General features: G+C 71.4%; 12 protein-coding genes. 5 read left to right on the top strand and 7 right to left on the bottom strand.

Annotated elements, in window-relative coordinates; translation table 11 throughout:
• Nucleotides 1-6 precede the first annotated feature (6 nt).
• Both glyA and rsgA read left to right on the top strand, forming a co-directional pair.
• Nucleotides 7-1,263, top strand: a complete 1,257-nt coding sequence (gene glyA / locus ACWD3H_RS06080) for a serine hydroxymethyltransferase (RefSeq protein ID WP_343967454.1) — start codon at nucleotides 7-9, stop codon at nucleotides 1,261-1,263.
• A gap of 334 nt (nucleotides 1,264-1,597) precedes the next feature.
• Nucleotides 1,598-2,716, top strand: coding sequence for a ribosome small subunit-dependent GTPase A (rsgA, locus tag ACWD3H_RS06075; RefSeq protein WP_355560273.1), 1,119 nt, complete (start codon nucleotides 1,598-1,600; stop codon nucleotides 2,714-2,716).
• Nucleotides 2,717-2,846: 130 nt separating this feature from the next.
• On the opposite strand, the gene ACWD3H_RS06070 is transcribed toward rsgA, so the two are convergent.
• From ACWD3H_RS06070 to ACWD3H_RS06055, 4 genes are all read right to left on the bottom strand, one after another.
• Nucleotides 2,847-3,161 (bottom strand): WhiB family transcriptional regulator, encoded by a 315-nt coding sequence (locus ACWD3H_RS06070; protein WP_012893126.1) that lies wholly within the window; start codon nucleotides 3,159-3,161, stop codon nucleotides 2,847-2,849.
• Nucleotides 3,162-3,267: 106 nt separating this feature from the next.
• Entirely contained in the window at nucleotides 3,268-4,215 is a 948-nt protein-coding gene (locus ACWD3H_RS06065) for a sucrase ferredoxin (protein ID WP_355560270.1), read from the bottom strand.
• Nucleotides 4,216-4,343: 128 nt separating this feature from the next.
• Complete coding sequence (locus ACWD3H_RS06060; RefSeq protein WP_451954211.1) at nucleotides 4,344-5,849, bottom strand: glycerol-3-phosphate dehydrogenase/oxidase; 1,506 nt, start codon at nucleotides 5,847-5,849, stop codon at nucleotides 4,344-4,346.
• Entirely contained in the window at nucleotides 5,846-6,412 is a 567-nt protein-coding gene (locus tag ACWD3H_RS06055) for a TetR/AcrR family transcriptional regulator (protein ID WP_355560262.1), read from the bottom strand. The genes ACWD3H_RS06060 and ACWD3H_RS06055 overlap by 4 nt, the downstream gene beginning before the upstream one ends.
• 46 nt (nucleotides 6,413-6,458) lie before the next feature.
• On the opposite strand from ACWD3H_RS06055, the gene ACWD3H_RS06050 reads away from it, so the two are divergent.
• Nucleotides 6,459-8,042, top strand: coding sequence for an FAD-binding oxidoreductase (locus ACWD3H_RS06050; RefSeq protein WP_451954386.1), 1,584 nt, complete (start codon nucleotides 6,459-6,461; stop codon nucleotides 8,040-8,042).
• Between the two features lie 75 nt (nucleotides 8,043-8,117).
• On the opposite strand, the gene ACWD3H_RS06045 is transcribed toward ACWD3H_RS06050, so the two are convergent.
• Nucleotides 8,118-8,528: an acyl-CoA thioesterase gene (locus tag ACWD3H_RS06045; protein WP_451954210.1), complete on the bottom strand. Its 411-nt coding sequence runs from the start codon at nucleotides 8,526-8,528 to the stop codon at nucleotides 8,118-8,120.
• A 320-nt stretch (nucleotides 8,529-8,848) separates the two neighbouring features.
• On the opposite strand from ACWD3H_RS06045, the gene ACWD3H_RS06040 reads away from it, so the two are divergent.
• Complete coding sequence (locus ACWD3H_RS06040; protein ID WP_451954209.1) at nucleotides 8,849-10,357, top strand: metallophosphoesterase family protein; 1,509 nt, start codon at nucleotides 8,849-8,851, stop codon at nucleotides 10,355-10,357.
• Nucleotides 10,358-10,396: 39 nt separating this feature from the next.
• Nucleotides 10,397-11,992, top strand: coding sequence for a bifunctional 3'-5' exonuclease/DNA polymerase (locus tag ACWD3H_RS06035; RefSeq protein WP_451954208.1), 1,596 nt, complete (start codon nucleotides 10,397-10,399; stop codon nucleotides 11,990-11,992).
• Between the two features lie 48 nt (nucleotides 11,993-12,040).
• Here the strand turns inward: ACWD3H_RS06035 and ACWD3H_RS06030 are convergent, their stop codons facing one another.
• Both ACWD3H_RS06030 and ACWD3H_RS06025 read right to left on the bottom strand, forming a co-directional pair.
• On the bottom strand, nucleotides 12,041-13,447 hold the full coding sequence (locus ACWD3H_RS06030; RefSeq protein ID WP_451954207.1) for an MFS transporter: 1,407 nt from the start codon (nucleotides 13,445-13,447) through the stop codon (nucleotides 12,041-12,043).
• A 56-nt stretch (nucleotides 13,448-13,503) separates the two neighbouring features.
• Nucleotides 13,504-15,582: a protein kinase domain-containing protein gene (locus tag ACWD3H_RS06025; RefSeq protein WP_451954206.1), complete on the bottom strand. Its 2,079-nt coding sequence runs from the start codon at nucleotides 15,580-15,582 to the stop codon at nucleotides 13,504-13,506.
• Nucleotides 15,583-15,653 lie beyond the last annotated feature (71 nt).

Below are 15,653 nucleotides of genomic sequence, written 5' to 3'. Positions count from 1 at the left end.
AGGCGCATGAGTGCTCTTTCCAGCGTGGATCCGCAGATCGCCGAGCTCATCAAGGCCGAGGAGCGGCGGCAGGCCGACACGGTCAAGCTGATCGCTTCGGAGAACTACGTCTCCAAGGCCGTTCTTGAGGCCACGGGCACCGTCCTCACCAACAAGTATTCCGAGGGCTACCCCGGCAAGCGCTACTACGAGGGTCAGCAGGTCATCGACCAGATCGAGACCATCGCCATCGACAGGGCCAAGTCCCTGTTCGGGGTGAACCACGCCAACGTCCAGCCCTACTCGGGCTCGCCCGCCAACCTCGCGATCTACCTGGCCTTCCTGAAGCCGGGCGAGACCGTGATGGGCATGGGCCTGCCCTTCGGCGGCCACCTGACCCACGGCTGGTCGGTCTCGGCCACCGGCAAGTGGTTCAACCCGGTCCGCTACGGGGTTCGCAAGGACACCGGTCGCGTCGACATGGACGAGGTGCGCGAGATCGCCCTCCGTGAGCGACCCAAGGTGATCTTCTGCGGTGGTACCGCGATCCCGCGCACCATCGACTTCCCGGCCTTCGCCGAGATCGCCCGTGAGGTCGGGGCCGTGCTCGCCGCGGACATCGCGCACATCGCCGGCCTGGTGGCCGGTGGCGCCCACCCGTCCCCGGTCGGTTACGCGGACGTCATCTCCACCACCACCCACAAGACCCTGCGCGGGCCCAGGGGCGCCATGCTCATGGCCACCTCCGACGAGCACGCCACCGCCCTCAACAAGGCGGTCTTCCCCGGCCTGCAGGGCGGCCCGCACAACCACACCACCGCGGCCATCGCGGTGGCGCTGAAGGAAGCTGCGACCGACGACTTCAAGGACTACGCCCGCCAGGTCGTCCTGAACGCCAAGGCGCTGGCCGAGGAGCTCAGCGGCCGCGGCTTCGACCTGGTCTCCGGTGGCACCGACAACCACCTCATCCTGTTCGACCTGACCCCCAAGGGCATCGGTGGTAAGCCCGCCGCCCAGGCCCTGGACAAGGCGGGTCTGGAGACCAACTACAACACCGTGCCGTTCGACACGCGCAAGCCGTTCGACCCGTCGGGCATCCGCATCGGCACCGCGGGCGTGACCAGCCGCGGCATGGGCGTCGCCGAGATGCGGCAGATCGGCGCCTGGATCGACCAGGTCGTCACCGCCCTGGCCAAGGACGAGGACGAGGCCAAGCACGTCATCACCCGAGTCCACGGCGAGGTCAGGGAGCTCACCTCCCACTTCCCGGCACCCGGCCTGTGACCGAGCCCTCGCGGACGGTGCGCCGGGCACGCTCGGGGCCGTGCCGACGAGGCTGAACAGATCTTCAAGGGCCGGACCCGTCAGGGCCCCGGGACGCCACGCGTCCCGGGGCCCTGACGCGTTCCCCGGCACGGCCAAAATGGGTTTGCACCGGGCGGGAGGGGCTGCGCTATGGTTCTCCGGAAGACGTCGTTCGAGAGCCGGGCGGCCGTGAGCCACGAGGAGGTGGAGATCATGCGGGTTGTTCTGATGATCATGCCATCCACCAACCTCCGGGTGCCCGCCTAGCCGATTCACGACGGGGCACCCGACCTTCCAAAAGGGTGTACCCACGTTGTCTTCGCCAATCATCTCTTCTTCGGCCGCTCTCACCGCGCTCGGCTGGAACGACTTCTTCGCCGCCGAACTCCCCGCCGGTCTGACTCCCGCCCGGGTGTCCCGCGTCGATCGCGGTGCCGCCGAGGTGCTGTCCGCCTCCGGTCATCTCCGGGCCGACTACGGTGCCCGGGTGCGGCGCGAAGCCGCCGCCGATCCCGTGGCCCTGCCCTGTGTCGGTGACTGGGTCGGGCTCCGCCGGCTGGCCGAGGGCCGCTTCGAGTTGGAGGCGCTCCTGCCCCGGCGCACCGCGTTCGTGCGTGGCGGTGTCGGCAGGGTCTCCAGGAGCGGGCTCTCAGGTGACTCACAGGGGCAGGTGCTCGCCGCCAACGTCGATGTCGTCTTCGTCGCCGAACCCGCGCTGCACGCCACCGACACCGCGGATCTGGGCAGGATCGAGCGGCTGCTCGCGCTCGCCTGGGAGAGCGGTGGCCGTCCCGTGGTGCTCGTCACCAAGTCCGACCTGATCGGCGAGGGGCTCGACTTCCTGCTGAGGGAGGTGGCCACGGCGGCGCCGGGGGTGGACGTGCACCCGGTCTGCTCGGTCACCGGGGAGGGGGTCGGCATCGTCCGCGAATACCTTGAGGGCACGCGCACCGCGGTGGTGCTCGGCGCCTCCGGCGCGGGCAAGTCCACGCTCGTCAACGCCCTGGCCGGGGCGGGCGTCATGGAGACCCAGCAGGTCAGGGCCGGCGACGGCCGGGGGCGTCACACCACCGTGCACCGTGAGCTCATTCCGCTGGCGAAAGGCGGACTGATCATCGACACGCCCGGTATCCGCCGCATCGGCCTGTACGACATGGGCGAGGGCGTGGACATGGTCTTCTCCGACCTGGAGGAACTCGCCGAGCGCTGCAGGTTCGGCGACTGCCGCCACGACAGCGAGCCGGGCTGCGCGGTGCTCGCCGCGATCGAGGACGGCACGCTTCCCGAGCGGCGGCTGGAGAGCTGGAACAAGCTCCAGAGGGAGGCCGCGTGGATGGCCTCCAGGAGTGACGCGCGGCTCCGCAAGGAACTGCAGAACAAGTGGAAGATCATCCACAAGGAGATGCGGAAGCCGGGCCGCAACAGGCCGTGAAACGCGGAAATGCCCGCCGTGCGGTGATCTGTTTCAGACACCGCATGTGCGGGGCCCGACACGACAACGTGTGATCTCGCAAGGGGTGCGCGAGATCACACGTACGGGGGAAGCCGGGTGGAGGTACTGCTCAGGCGACGGCGCTGATGCCGGCGCTGGCGGCGCGGCGCATGCGACGGCGACGCTCGGAGGCGCGCTCGTCCTCGTTCAGACCGCCCCAGGTGCCGTACTTCTCCGGACGGGACAGCGCGTAGTCCAGGCACTCGGCGCGAACAGGGCACTGGGCGCAGATCGCCTTGGCCTTACGTTCGCGGATGTCACGCTCGGGCTGACGCTCACCGTCGGGACCGAAGAAGAGCACGAGGTCCTCGCCCCGGCACGCGGCGTCATCCTGCCATCCCCAGCTGGGCCGAGGCCGGGCGGTCTGCCGACGTACCTGAGACATGAGAAAACCACCTTATAGTTGAGAGGTATTTCTGGTTGATGCCGCATTTGGACGCTTGTGGCGTCCCTGGATCCAACGCCTGGATTGGCCGTGATGTTCCCTCAGGTCAGGTCAGCGCGGACGTGGCGTACAGCACAGGGGTCAGCCTGTCCAGCGCTACCAGCCGGTAGGTAGTGATCGTATCGGCGCAAGCCGTACCACATGGCGTTGTCAGCGTCATGGGTTCAACCACTACCCGAAAACGAGCGCCACTACCGCGCACAAATGCCTCGGTGACGGCGCCGTCCGACCTGGAGGATTCCACGGCCACTCCGCCAACCGAGAGTTCACCCGTATGAATGCGGATGAAATGCTCAGCGGCCTGCAGTGGCTCAGGGATGCCTGCGCGTCCCCGGAAACGGTCAAGAATGATCTCGCCGGACCGGTACGCGTCGGCTGCCGCGATCGCAGCAGCCTGAGACATGCTGCCGTAGTAAAGCCCGTGTGGCAAGCACACGAGGTTGGCGGCGTATCGATCGCCGCCAACATGTGATGTTTCCCATACTGTGTCCGGCAATGATTTCGCCAAGGACCGAGCTAGGGGTAGTCCAATGCGGGCGCAGCACGCGTTGCGCTTGGCATGCGTGCAGACCAGAAAAACCGGCTCACTCACAAGTATGCAGGACTCCGGGACCACTCCGGCCACCACGCTGTCAAGGTCAAGATCGTCTGGACCTGCGAAGACGCCTTCGGCGATCCACGGCTCGGCGGCGGTGGAGTCGGCGACCATGACGTGAATGCCGGTTTCCACGGGGTTTCTGCGACCCGGGCGGCGAATCAGCTGGGGCCGGATGCCGAGCCGCGTGGCCCGTTTGATAAGAGTGTGAACGCCCTCGGGAAGTTTGCAGTCCTCGAGGTGGGAGGCCCAGGGGCCGGAGTGCTCGATCAGCAGCCAGAAGCGGGCTCCGACGGTCGCGCTGGCGTGGACGGGCAGTTCGCCGGTATGGCAGCCCCGGGGGTGCTCGCATCCCCTGCTCGTCATGTTCGCCATGCTCGCGCCGCAGCCCGTGATCACACTCTCTCCTCGCTCCGAGTTAGGCAAGACTAACCTAACGGCCGGATCAGGGGGGCGCAGGGGGAGAAGGATCATAGGCGGGTAAAAGCGCGCCGGCGGTGTCAGTGCTGTCAGTGGTGTCAGTGGTGTCAGTGGGCCAGTGCCGCGCGCGCCAGCGGGAGGGCGGCCTCACGGTCGGCGGGGACGAGGCCGATCCTGGTCCGCCGGTCGAGGAGGTCGTCCACGTCCAGGGCACCCTCGTGCCTGACCGCCCAGACGAGCTCGGCCCCCGTGACCCCGGTCGGGCCCGCCTCGGCCAGCCAGGGCTCGCGGGCCATCAGCGCCCGCACGGCGCCCGCCTCGCTCCCGTACCGCTCCAGGAGCCGGTCCGTACCCTTGCCGCTCCAGCCGTCCGGCCGGACGGCTCCGACGAGGGGCAGGCTCGCGGTGCGGCTCCGGCCCGCCTTGAGGCCGCCGAGCGACACGGCCCGGTCGACCGCGTCCTCGGCCATCCGCCGGTATGTGGTCAGCTTGCCGCCCACCACCGTCACCATTCCGTCCGGCGTGGCCAGTAGCGCGTGCTTCCTGGACAGGTCGGCGGTGCGGCCGTCGGCGGCGAGCAGCGGCCGCAGACCCGCGTAGGTGCCGGCGACGTCCGCACGCCGTACCGGCTCCTCGAGCACGGAGTTCAGGACGGAGAGCAGGAAGGTCACGTCCTCCTCCGGTGCTTGCGGGACATCCGGGACGGGACCGTCCACCGGCTCGTCGGTGAGGCCGACGTAGATCCGCCCATCGGACTGGGGGAGCACCAGTGCGAACCGGTTGCTCTCGCCGGGGATCGGGATGTGCAGCCCCGCGGCCAGACCCGGCAGCGTCTCGGGTCGCAATACCAGATGGGTGCCGCGCGAGGGGCGCATCCGGATGTCCGGGTGGAGCCCGGCGGCCCAGACCCCGGTGGCGTTGACCACCGTTCTGGCCCGGATCGTGAAGGTGTCCCCGCCGAGCTCGTCGCGGACCAGCGCGCCCTCGCCGGACACCTCCAGCGCCCGGCAGCGTGTCAGCACCCTCGCCCCCCAGCGGGCGGCGGTCCTGGCCACGGAGACCACCAGGCGGGCGTCGTCGGTCAGCCGCCCGTCCCACGACAGCAGGGCGCCGCGCAGCCCGCGCGAATCCAGCGGGGAGGCGAGGGCGAGCGCCTGCTCGGCGGAGATGCGCAAGGGGCCGGGAAGGAGGTGGCGGGGCGTGCCCGCCGCGATCCGCAGCCCCTCGCCGAGCCGGTACCCGGTCATCACCAGCGCCGCCTGGCGGCGGGAGACCGCGGGGACCAGCGGCAGCAGGTAGGGCTGCGCCCTGACCAGGTGCGGCGCGGTACGGCCGAGCAGGTGGCCACGCTCCACCGCGCTCTCGTACGCCACCCCGACCTGCCCCCTGGCCAGATAGCGGAGCCCGCCATGGATCATCTTGGAACTCCACCTGGAGGTCCCGAACGCCAGGTCGTGGGCGTCGATCGCGGCCACGGAGAGACCTCGGGAGGCCGCGTCGAGCGCCGCCCCGGCACCGGTCGCGCCCAGCCCCACCACCAGCACGTCCACCACGAGGTCGCGGACCTCGGCGAGCTCGCGGGCGCGGCGGGCGGCGTTGAGAGACGATTTCACCGTCGTAGGTACCTTTCCAGGAGCGTGGCGAGCTCGGCGTCCAGATCGTCCCTGGTGAGCGGGTTCAGCATGGTGGGGCCGGAGAGCAGGAACGACTGGGCCGTCAGCAGCACGCCCCTGGCCAGTCTCGCCGCGTCACCGGGGCGCACGGTGCCGAGGCCCTGTCCTGCGATGATCGCCGACTCGACGAGGCCCAGCATGGCCTCATGGCTTGAGCCCCGGCGGTCCAGCAGGTAGGGCAGGAGCAGCTCGGGGTCGACCTCGACGATCTTCCGCCAGAGCGGGTGGTCGCGCAGCGCCCGCACCACCGCCACCGCCGCGGTGACCGGGTCCTCGGTGGCGAACCGGCCGGCGACGCGCACCCACTCGCGAGTCATCAGGTCGGCGACGAGACTGCGCATGTCGGGCCAGTGGCGGTAGATCGTCATGCGGGACACCCCGGCCCGGCGGGCCACGTCGGTGAGCGTGGCCCGCCGCACCCCCACCGCGAGGACCACCTCGCGGGCGGCGTCGAGGATCTGGTCGCCGCTCTCCGCGGCCACGTTGTGACGGATGGACGTCATATGTCACAGTGTAGGGGTGGAAAAACCGACGAGTGCCGCGGAACCCATGCTCTGGTCCGGCTGGGGGGATCCCGCCAAGGCCGCCGACCTGCCGGAACCGATTCGCAAGCTGCTCCACGAGATGCTGGGCGTGCGCCCGCCGCGGGACCGGGCCGCCGACTTCGGCGAGGTGCGCCTGCCCGCCGTGGCCCTGTCCCCGCTGGTTCTCACCGCGTTGCGCGATGTCGTCGGCGCCGACCACGTGCGCTTCGACGACGACGCCCGCCTCCGGCACACCCGCGGCAAGTCCACCCCCGACCTGCTGCGCATGCGCGCCGGAGACGGCTCCGACGCGCCTGACGCCGTGGTGCTGCCCGGCTCCCACGATGAGGTGCTGGCGGTCCTGGCGACCTGTGCCGCGCACCGGGTCGCGGTGGTCCCGTTCGGCGGCGGCACCTCCGTGGTCGGCGGCCTGGTCGCGACCAGGCAGGGCTTCGCCGGTGTCGTCGCGCTGGATCTGGCCCGGCTGAACCGGCTGGTCGCCGTCGACCGCGAGTCGATGGTCGCCGAGATGGAACCGGGGCTGCGCGCCCCGCAGGCCGAGCAGCTTCTGGCTGGGCACGGGCTCACCCTAGGACACTTCCCGCAGTCGTTCGAGTACGCCACGCTGGGCGGTTTCGCCGCCGCCCGCTCCAGCGGCCAGGCCTCGGCCGGCTACGGCCGCTTCGACGACATGGTCGTCGGCATGACCGTGGCGACCCCGCGGGGCACCCTCGACCTGGGCCGGGCGCCCGCCTCGGCGGCCGGGCCCGACCTGCGCCAGGTGATCCTCGGGTCGGAGGGGGCCTTCGGCGTGATCACCTCCCTGAGACTCCGCGTCCGGCCGGCGCCCGCCGAGCGCGTCTACGAGGGATGGCGGTTCGAGTCGTTCGCGGCGGGCTCGGCCGCGCTGCGGTGCCTGGCCCAGGAGGGCGCCCTGCCCACGGTGCTGCGCCTGTCCGACGAGACCGAGACGATGATCGGGCTGGCCAGGCCGCGCGAGATCGGCGCGCTGTCCGCCGACGCGGGCTGCCTGGCCGTCGCCGGGTACGAGGGCTTCTCGGAGGTGCCCGCCCTGCGGGAACGGGTCGCCGCCGTGGCGTCCGGGCTCGGCGGCGTCTACCTCGGCCCCGACCCCGGCGAGTCGTGGGCCCACGGACGCTACTCCGCGCCCTACCTGCGCGACTCGCTGCTCGCCGCAGGGGCGACCGTCGAGACATTGGAGACCGCCGGATTCTGGTCCAACCTGCCCCGCCTGTACGAGGCCGTGCGGCTCTCGCTGCACGCCTCGCTCGGCTCACCGCTGGTGATGTGCCACATCTCCCACGTGTACGGCACCGGCGCCTCCCTCTACTTCACGGTCGTCACGGCGCAGACCGACGACCCCGTCGGGCAGTGGGAGACGGCCAAGCGGTCGGTCAACGAGGCGATCGTCACGGCCGGGGGCACCATCTCGCACCACCACGGCGTCGGCCGCGACCACCGGGAGGCCCACGCGGTCGAGATCGGCGATCTGGGGGTGGAGATCCTGCGCGGGATCAAGGACCGGCTCGACCCCGAGGGCATCCTCAACCCGGGCGTCCTGGTCGCCCCGGAGAAGCCCGTCTCCTGAGGCCCGTCTTTCCGGCGGGTCTCCCGGAGTCGCCTTCCGGTTTCCGATTTCCGGCTTCCGATGGGCGAGGGGAGGTCAACCGGTGACCACAAGTTTCTCCATGGCCTCGCGGAGCGGCCCGGGGATCCCGGCGGGCCGCCGGGTCTCCCGGTCGACGAACACGTGGACGAAGTGGCCCTCGGCCACGACCGTCTCGCCGTCCTCACGGAACAGCCCGAGCTCGTAGCGGACGCTGGAACGGCCCAGGTGCCCGATCCGCAGCCCGACCCGGACGGGTTCGGGGAAGGAGACCGACGCCTTGTAGACGCAGTGCGACTCGACGCACAGGCCGATGGCGTCGCCGTCGTGGATGTCCAGGCCCGCGCTCCTGATCAGCCAGGTGTTGATCACGGTGTCCATCATCGAGTAGTGGATGGCGTTGTTGACGTGGCCGTAGACGTCGTTGTCCTTCCACCTGGTCGGAACGGTCTCCCAGTAGGCGTACACGGTGGAACTGTATTCCAGAGATCGGCGCGGGATGAGCCGCTCTCCCGGCGGGGCCGTGGCGGGTTCCGGTGGAAAGGGGCGAGCGGGAACCGCCGGGGAACCACGCACCTGGCCGGGGTCATGGCGAGGTGGGGGAGCGCTCCAGTCCGCGGGACGACCTCGCGCCTGCTCGCCTTTGGCGGGGCGGTGCCGGCTCTGGCGCCGGCCGCCGCCGGAATCTCCCTGACGATTTCCGGTTCAGCCGCTTCTGATGTGGATCGTCCTCCTTTATTGCCTGCGATCCGGGTGCGACTCCTTAAGATCATTGCCAAGATATGGTCATGGTCGATGTCGGACGGGCGGCGCAGCGCGGGCGTGAGGTCTCCTCCCGGGTGTCCAAGGAGGGCGCGGGCTGGTCCTGCACGCGCAGGGGGACCTTCGAGGACCTGCTGCCCAGCCGGAAACCCTTCTCCTGGCTCGATGTGCGTACGGTCTGGCGCTCCAGGAACGAGGTCCTCGCGGCCCTGTTCGGAGACCCGTCGGGGCAGGTACGGGCGCACTGGGTGGCGTCCCAGCGGGCCCGGGGTGCCGACCCCTCCTTCCGCATCCCGATGGACGTCGGTCCCGAGTTCTCCTTCCTGGTCCTCGGTGACACCGGGGAGGGCGACTCCTCGCAGTACGCCGTGGTGCCGGGCATGCTCAGGATCGGCGAGGACACCGCCTTCGCGGTCGTCGCCAGTGACGTGATCTACCCCACAGGCTCGGGGAACGAGTACGAGGACAAGTTCTTCCGCCCCTACCAGGACTACCGGGCGCCGATCTACGCGATCCCCGGCAATCACGACTGGTACGACGGGCTCGGCGGCTTCATGCGCGTCTTCTGTGACGCCCCGTCGCTGGAGGTGGAGGGCGAGGGGGGCGGGCTTTCGCCCTCCGGGCTGCGCGGCCTGCTCTGGCGCAGGCCCGAGAAGATCGACGAGGCCCGGCTGGCCAGGGCGCGCGAGCGGCGGTCAGGACCCGAGCAGCAGGCCGTGCAGCCGGCCCCCTACTGGGCGATGGAGACCCCCGGGCTGCTCATCGTCGGCGTGGACACCGGCATTCGCGGCGACATCGACTCCGAGCAGGCCGACTGGCTGCGCGAGGTCTCCCGCGATCCCCGGCCCAAGGTGCTGATCACCGGAAAGCCCATCTACACCCGCAACGACTACAAGCCGTCGAAGCTGGCCGGGGGCGGCACCGTCGACGACATCGTCACCGACCCCGCGCACAACTACGTCGCGGCGATAGGCGGCGACGTGCACAACTACCAGCGCTTTCCGATCAAGGTCGGGGAGCGGACCATCCAGTACATCGTGGCGGGCGGCTCGGGGGCCTTCATGCACGCCACCCACACCATCCCCAGGGTCACCGTCGGCGGCCTGCACGAGGACGACTACAGGTGCTACCCGCTCCGCGGTGACTCGTTGTCGTTCTACAGCAGGCTCTACAGCGACCGGCTGCGCATGCGGTGGCTCTACCTCACGCCGGACGAGAGCACGGCGCTGATGTCCCGGCAGATCGGCAACACCCCGGTACGGGACATCCCGGCCGTGCCGATCACCCGGCGGATGAGATGGGCGGCCCGGATCCTCGGCGGCTGGCCGATGCCGTTCCGGCTTCCGGTGGGCAGGATCTTCCACCGCTACCTGTCGGAGCTGTCGGACTGGGACACCCCGCCGTTCTTCAAGAGCTTCCTGCACGTCTCGGTGACGCCCGAGGTCTTACGGATCCGCTGCTTCGCCGCCACCGGCTGCCTGCCGCAGGAGATCGAGCCCCCGCTCGAGGACGAGATCGTCATACCGCTCGGCTGACCCGGCCGGAATGTCGTATCGGCGTGGCACTGTTGGCGTATGAACGTGTCAGTCGCGGCCGCCCCCGGCGGTGGGGGCGTTCTGCGCGTGGACGGCGAGTCCGCCGTGGCCGTCGCCGATCTGGTCTCGGCGGTCCGCGAGCTGGAGGCTCGGCAGCCACGCTGGGTCTGGGCCGATACGCGGGAGGTCTATCCCGCGCTGCTCGCCGCCGGCGTGCGGCTGGCGCGCTGCCACGATCTGGCGCTGACCGAGAGCCTGCTCCTGGCCCACGAGGGACGGTTCGGCGAGCCCCGCTCGGCCAGGGCCGCCCACGCCAGGCTGCACGGCCTCCCCGTGCCGGACGACCATCAGGGGCCCCAGGCGCGGCAGGCCACCCTTTTCGAGGAGGAGGCGCCGGCCCCCGACGCGGACCTGGTCGCCGAGGTCCACGCCGACCAGCTGCGGCGCATCGAGGCCACCGCGGACCCGCGGCGGTTCCGGCTGCTGGTCGCCGCGGAGTCGGCCGGGGCGCTGATCGCCGCGGAGATGGCCGCCGAGGGCATGCCCTGGCGCGAGGACGTGCACGACGAGCTGCTGACGGACCTGCTCGGCCCGCGCCCGGTGCACGGCATGCGGCCCGCCAAGCTCCAGGCCCTGGCCGACCAGGTGGCGGCGGCCTTCGGCACCCCGTTCAACCCCGACTCCCCGCAGCAGATCGTCAGGGCGTTCAAGGCGGCGGGCGTGCCCGTCTCCTCCACCAAGGCCCACGACATCAGGCAGGTCGACCACCCCGGTGTCGCGCCCCTGCTCGCCTACAAGGAGATGGCCAGGTTCTACAGCTTCCACGGCTGGGCCTGGGCCGACCAGTGGGTCCGAGGCCACCGCTTCCGGCCCGAGTACGTGGTGGGCGGCGTGGTGACGGGCCGTTGGGCGACCAACGGCGGCGGCGCCCTGCAGATCCACAAGCTGATGCGCAAGGTCATCGTGGCCGACGACGGCTGGGCGCTGGTCGTCGCCGACGCGGCCCAGCTGGAACCGCGGGTGCTGGCCGCCATGGCCGGGGACGGCGGCCTGGCCAAGGCGGCCGGGCAGATCGACCTCTACCAGGCGCTGGCGCAGGCGTTCGGCGGCGAGCGCGACAACGCCAAGATCGCCATGCTGTCGGCGATGTACGGGGGCACCAGCGGAGACGCGCCCAAGCTGCTGGCCGTGATGCGCCAGCGCTTTCCCCGCGCCTACCAGTTCGTGGAGGACGCCGCCCGCGCGGGGGAGGAGGGCAAGGTGGTCCGTTCCTGGCTGGGCCGCACCTCGCCGCCGCCCTCGGCCGGCTGGCGAAAGCTGGTCTCGGGGCCCGAGGGAGGCCGCGCGGCCCGCGACCGCGGCCGGTTCACCAGAAACTTCGTGGTCCAGGCGACCGCGGCCGAGTGGGCGCTCGCGCTGATGGCGGTGCTGCGCGGCCTGCTGCCCGACCCGGCCAGGCTGGTGTTCTTCCAGCACGACGAGGTGATGGTGCACTGTCCGGCCGAGCAGGCCGACGAGGTCGTCGCGGCGGTCGGCAGGGCGGCGGAGGAGGCGAGCCGGCTGCTGTTCGGATCGACTCCCGTCCGCTTCCCGATGCAGGCGGTCCAGGTGCGGTGCTACGCCGACGCCAAGTGAGCTCCGCCCGGCGGGCATGAGCGGCCAGGAGCCCCGGATCCCGGCGGGTCAGTTCCCGCTCAGGACCAGCCAGGCGCCGGTGATCGTCACCATGCCCCCGACGGCCACGCCGAGCGCGCCGTAGGAAAGACCGCCGACGATCACCCCGGCGGCCACGGTTCCGGTCGCGCCGCAGAGGTTCGTCAGCAGGTCCGACAGGCCCTGCACGGAGGTGCGGTGTGCCAGCGGCACCGCCTCGCTGAGCATCGCCGAGCCGGCGATCAGCCCGCAGGACCAGCCGAGGCCGAGCAGGATCAGCCCGGCGGTGATCCGCGTGACGTCGTGCGTCCCGGCCCCACCCGCGAGGACGGCGGAGGTCAGCAGCAGGCCCATCCCCAGCAACAGCACCGGTGTCCGTCCGGCCCGGTCGGCCAGCCAGCCGACCACGGGGGACAGCACGTACATTCCCGCGATGTGCAGGCTGATCGCGACACCGATGACCGTGTACGTCGAGCCGCCGTGGTCCAGGTGGACCGGGGTCATCGACATGATCGACACCATGGCGGTGTGGCTGACCGCGATCGCGGCCAGCGCGCGCCCCGCCAGGGGGGTCTCACGCAGTACCCGCCAGGCGGCGCGGAACGTGCCCCCGCCCTTCCCCGAGGCCGTGGCCGGGACCGAGGGGGGAGTGGAGCCGGAGCCGTGCGGCGTCGTGCTCCGCTCCCCGGGGGAGGGTGACGCGGCCTCCGGGACCGTGCCGTCCAGGGCGGTGCCGTCCGGAACGGTGTCCGGGGGCAGGGATGGGGGCAGGGACGCGGAGCGGGCCAGAAGCAGGGGGTCCGGACGCAGGGCGAGGAGGATGACGCCGAGGGTGATCGCGAAGCTCAGCAGGGCGAGGAGGAACGGGCCGCTACCCGCTGCCAGGCCGAACCCGGCACTGAACCGCTCGGCGGGCCCCGCCAGGTTCGGGCCGGTGACCGCCCCGATGGTGGTGGCCCACACCACCAGCGACAGGTGCCAGGCCGAGTGCCCCGGCGCCGACAGGTCGGTCGCGGCGTAGCGGGAGGCCAGGTTGCCCGCGCTGGCCGCGCCGAACAGCACCAGCCCGGCCAGCAGCAGCGGCCACGAACCCATGGTGAGGGCGAGCAGCGAGACCAGGCAGCCGAGCAGGGCGCACCCGTAGGCCAGGGTGAGCCCGGCCCGCCGGCCACCCCGGCCGGACGATCTGGCGGTGGGCAGCGCCAGCAGCGCGGCGCCCAGCACCGTCGCGGTCCCGGCCAGCCCGCTGAGCGTCGTGGAGCCGGAGAGCTCCTTCACGGTCACCGAACTGAAGGCGAGTCCCGCGGCGACGCCGATCCCGCCGCTGATCTGGGCGGCGGAGAGGACGGCGAGCGTCCGCCGCTGCACCGTGGCGACCCGCTCACCGCCGTCACTGCGGGCACCGGAGATGTCGGGGGGCGTGGTGTCGGCGGTCACGAGTGAAGTCTGTCATCACTCGTGACCGGACCAGGAAGTCGTGCTCGCGGACAGGCTCAGTCGGCGGAGGTGAAGGTGGCGAAGAAGGTGCCCAGGATCTCCGAGTTCTTCTCCCAGTCGAGATCCTGAACCCTGAACGTGATCTGGTAGGCGGTCTGGCCGTTGACGGCGACGTAGCGCGTCAGCCCGTGCATCGGGACGCCGTTGGGCTGGACGTAGGTGTACTCCCAGTCCGCGGCCTTCCACGAGCGATAGTTCACCACCGTCACGCCTACCTCGGTGTACTCGTCCAGGCCCTTCTTGCTCGCCTTGCCGAGCGCCGTCACCGGGTCCTCGACCGGTACCTCGACGACGACGATGTTCTGCCCGCCGCCCTTCGGCCCGGAGAAGGTGACGGTTCCCTTGGGGCCGGCCTTCACGGTCCAGTCGCCGGGCACCGCGCCGGAGACCCCGGCGGCGCTCGCCGACTTGAAGCCGTCGGGGATCTCCTCGTCGGCCCCGGAGGACGTCCCCGGGTCGGCGGGCGCGGAGATCGCCGCCGAGGGGCCCGTGGGGTTCGCGGTGCCGGAGTCGTCGCCGATCAGGAAGACGATGAGCCCGGCGACCACGATGGCCAGCACACCGCCCCCGCCGAGCATCAGCAGCCGGCTGTCGGGGCCGCTGCCGCGCGACCGGCCGCCCTCGCGCTCCGGAGCGCGGCGCGTGCCCGCGCGTGTCCCTACCCTGCCGGGTGAGGTCAGGGCCTGGGAGTTCCGTACGGCGTCGGAGGGGGCCTGCTCCTGCGAGGCCGGGGTGGGCCCCGGGATCGGCCAGGGGGCGGCCCCGCTCCGCCCGTCGCGCGGTGGTGCGGACGGCGGGACGCCGGGAAGGTCGCCGGAGAAGCTGGTCAGCGCGTCGAACGGGTTGCCGTCAGGTCCGGTCGCCGGGATGCGCAGCGCGTCGTACCCGCGCTGGTGCCCGCCGGTCTGCGCGGACCTGGGAGCTGAGGAGTGCTCGGGGAGGGAGAGCAGGTCCGCGCGGTGGCCCCCGCTCGGGCCGGCGAGTGCGTCGTAGGGGAGCGCGTGACCGCCCGAGGAGTCGGCGGCGGGGTCGTAGGGCACCCGGATCGGGCCGGAGGGCGTCTCGATGATCCGGGAGGGCATCGGCCCCGACGGCACGTCCAGCGGGGGCATCAGGTGCATCGGCATGGAGTCGCCGGGGACCGGCATCGACGAGGGCACCGGGCTGGGCGTGCGGTTCGGGGTGCTGGAGCCGTGGCTGCGCAGCACCCGGTCCAGTAGATCCGACACCTGGGCGGCGCTCATCCGGTCGGCGGGGTTCTTGCGGAGCAGGCCCTCGATGACGGTGATCAGGGCGCCGGCTCGCTGGGGGCGGTTGGGCTCCTGGGTGAGGATCGCGCCGAGCACGGCCACCGCGTCAGGACCCTCGTAGGGGGGCCGGCCCTCGACCGCCGCGTAGAGCGTGGCACCGAAGGACCACAGGTCGGAGGATTGAGTGACCTGCCGGCCCGACAGCCGCTCCGGCGGGATGTAGGCGGGGGAGCCCATCAGCAGGCCGGTCTGGGTGATCGTGACGTCGCCCTCTATCGCGGCGATGCCGAAGTCGGTGAGCACCACCCGGTCGGAGGTCAGCAGCACGTTGCCGGGTTTGACGTCGCGGTGCATGATCCCGGCGGCGTGGGCGTGGCGGAGCGCGTCGAGCACCCGGATGCCGATCTCGGCGGCCTGGACCACGGGCAGCGGTCCGCTCTGCCGTACGGCCTGCTCAAGCGACCAGGCGCGGACCAGCTCCATCACGATCCAGGGGCGGCCGTCCTCCTCGACGACATCGTGGACCGTGACGATGCCGGGGTGGCTGAGCCGGGCCGCCGAGCGGGCCTCGCGGAGCATCCGCCGGTGCGCCCCCTGCTTGCCCGCGTGGTCGAGCCCGTAGGGGAGGATCAGCTCCTTGACCGCGACGTCCCGGTCGAGCAGGACGTCGTGGGCGTGCCACACCATGCCCATCCCACCACGGCCCACCGGAGACACCAGGCGGTAGCGCCTGCCCACCAGCCTGCCCTGGCCCTCCGGTGTGGCTCCGGCGGAATCGCCACCCTCAGGCCCCTGGGGGTTTCTCCCGAGCAAGCGATCGGTCATCGTACCCCGTTCCCCACAACCAGCCCTTTTTGTAAGGCTGGACACGATATCGGGATGTCATTCGGTAATGG

This window comes from Streptosporangium sp. NPDC002607, assembly GCF_053592655.1.
The sequence above is the reverse complement of the archived record's forward strand: the minus strand, read 5'-3'. Positions and strand labels throughout refer to the sequence as shown.

Bases quoted from the DNA above. Each gene is read 5' to 3' on its own strand.
- ACWD3H_RS06050 (WP_451954386.1), top strand. From the start codon at position 6,459: ATGCTCTGGTCCGGCTGGGGGGATCCCGCCAAGGCCGCCGACCTGCCG.
- ACWD3H_RS06070 (WP_012893126.1), bottom strand. From the start codon at position 3,161: ATGTCTCAGGTACGTCGGCAGACCGCCCGGCCTCGGCCCAGCTGGGGA.
- ACWD3H_RS06055 (WP_355560262.1), bottom strand. From the start codon at position 6,412: ATGACGTCCATCCGTCACAACGTGGCCGCGGAGAGCGGCGACCAGATC.
- ACWD3H_RS06040 (WP_451954209.1), top strand. From the start codon at position 8,849: ATGGTCGATGTCGGACGGGCGGCGCAGCGCGGGCGTGAGGTCTCCTCC.
- glyA (WP_343967454.1), top strand. From the start codon at position 7: ATGAGTGCTCTTTCCAGCGTGGATCCGCAGATCGCCGAGCTCATCAAG.
- ACWD3H_RS06035 (WP_451954208.1), top strand. From the start codon at position 10,397: ATGAACGTGTCAGTCGCGGCCGCCCCCGGCGGTGGGGGCGTTCTGCGC.
- ACWD3H_RS06025 (WP_451954206.1), bottom strand. From the start codon at position 15,582: ATGACCGATCGCTTGCTCGGGAGAAACCCCCAGGGGCCTGAGGGTGGC.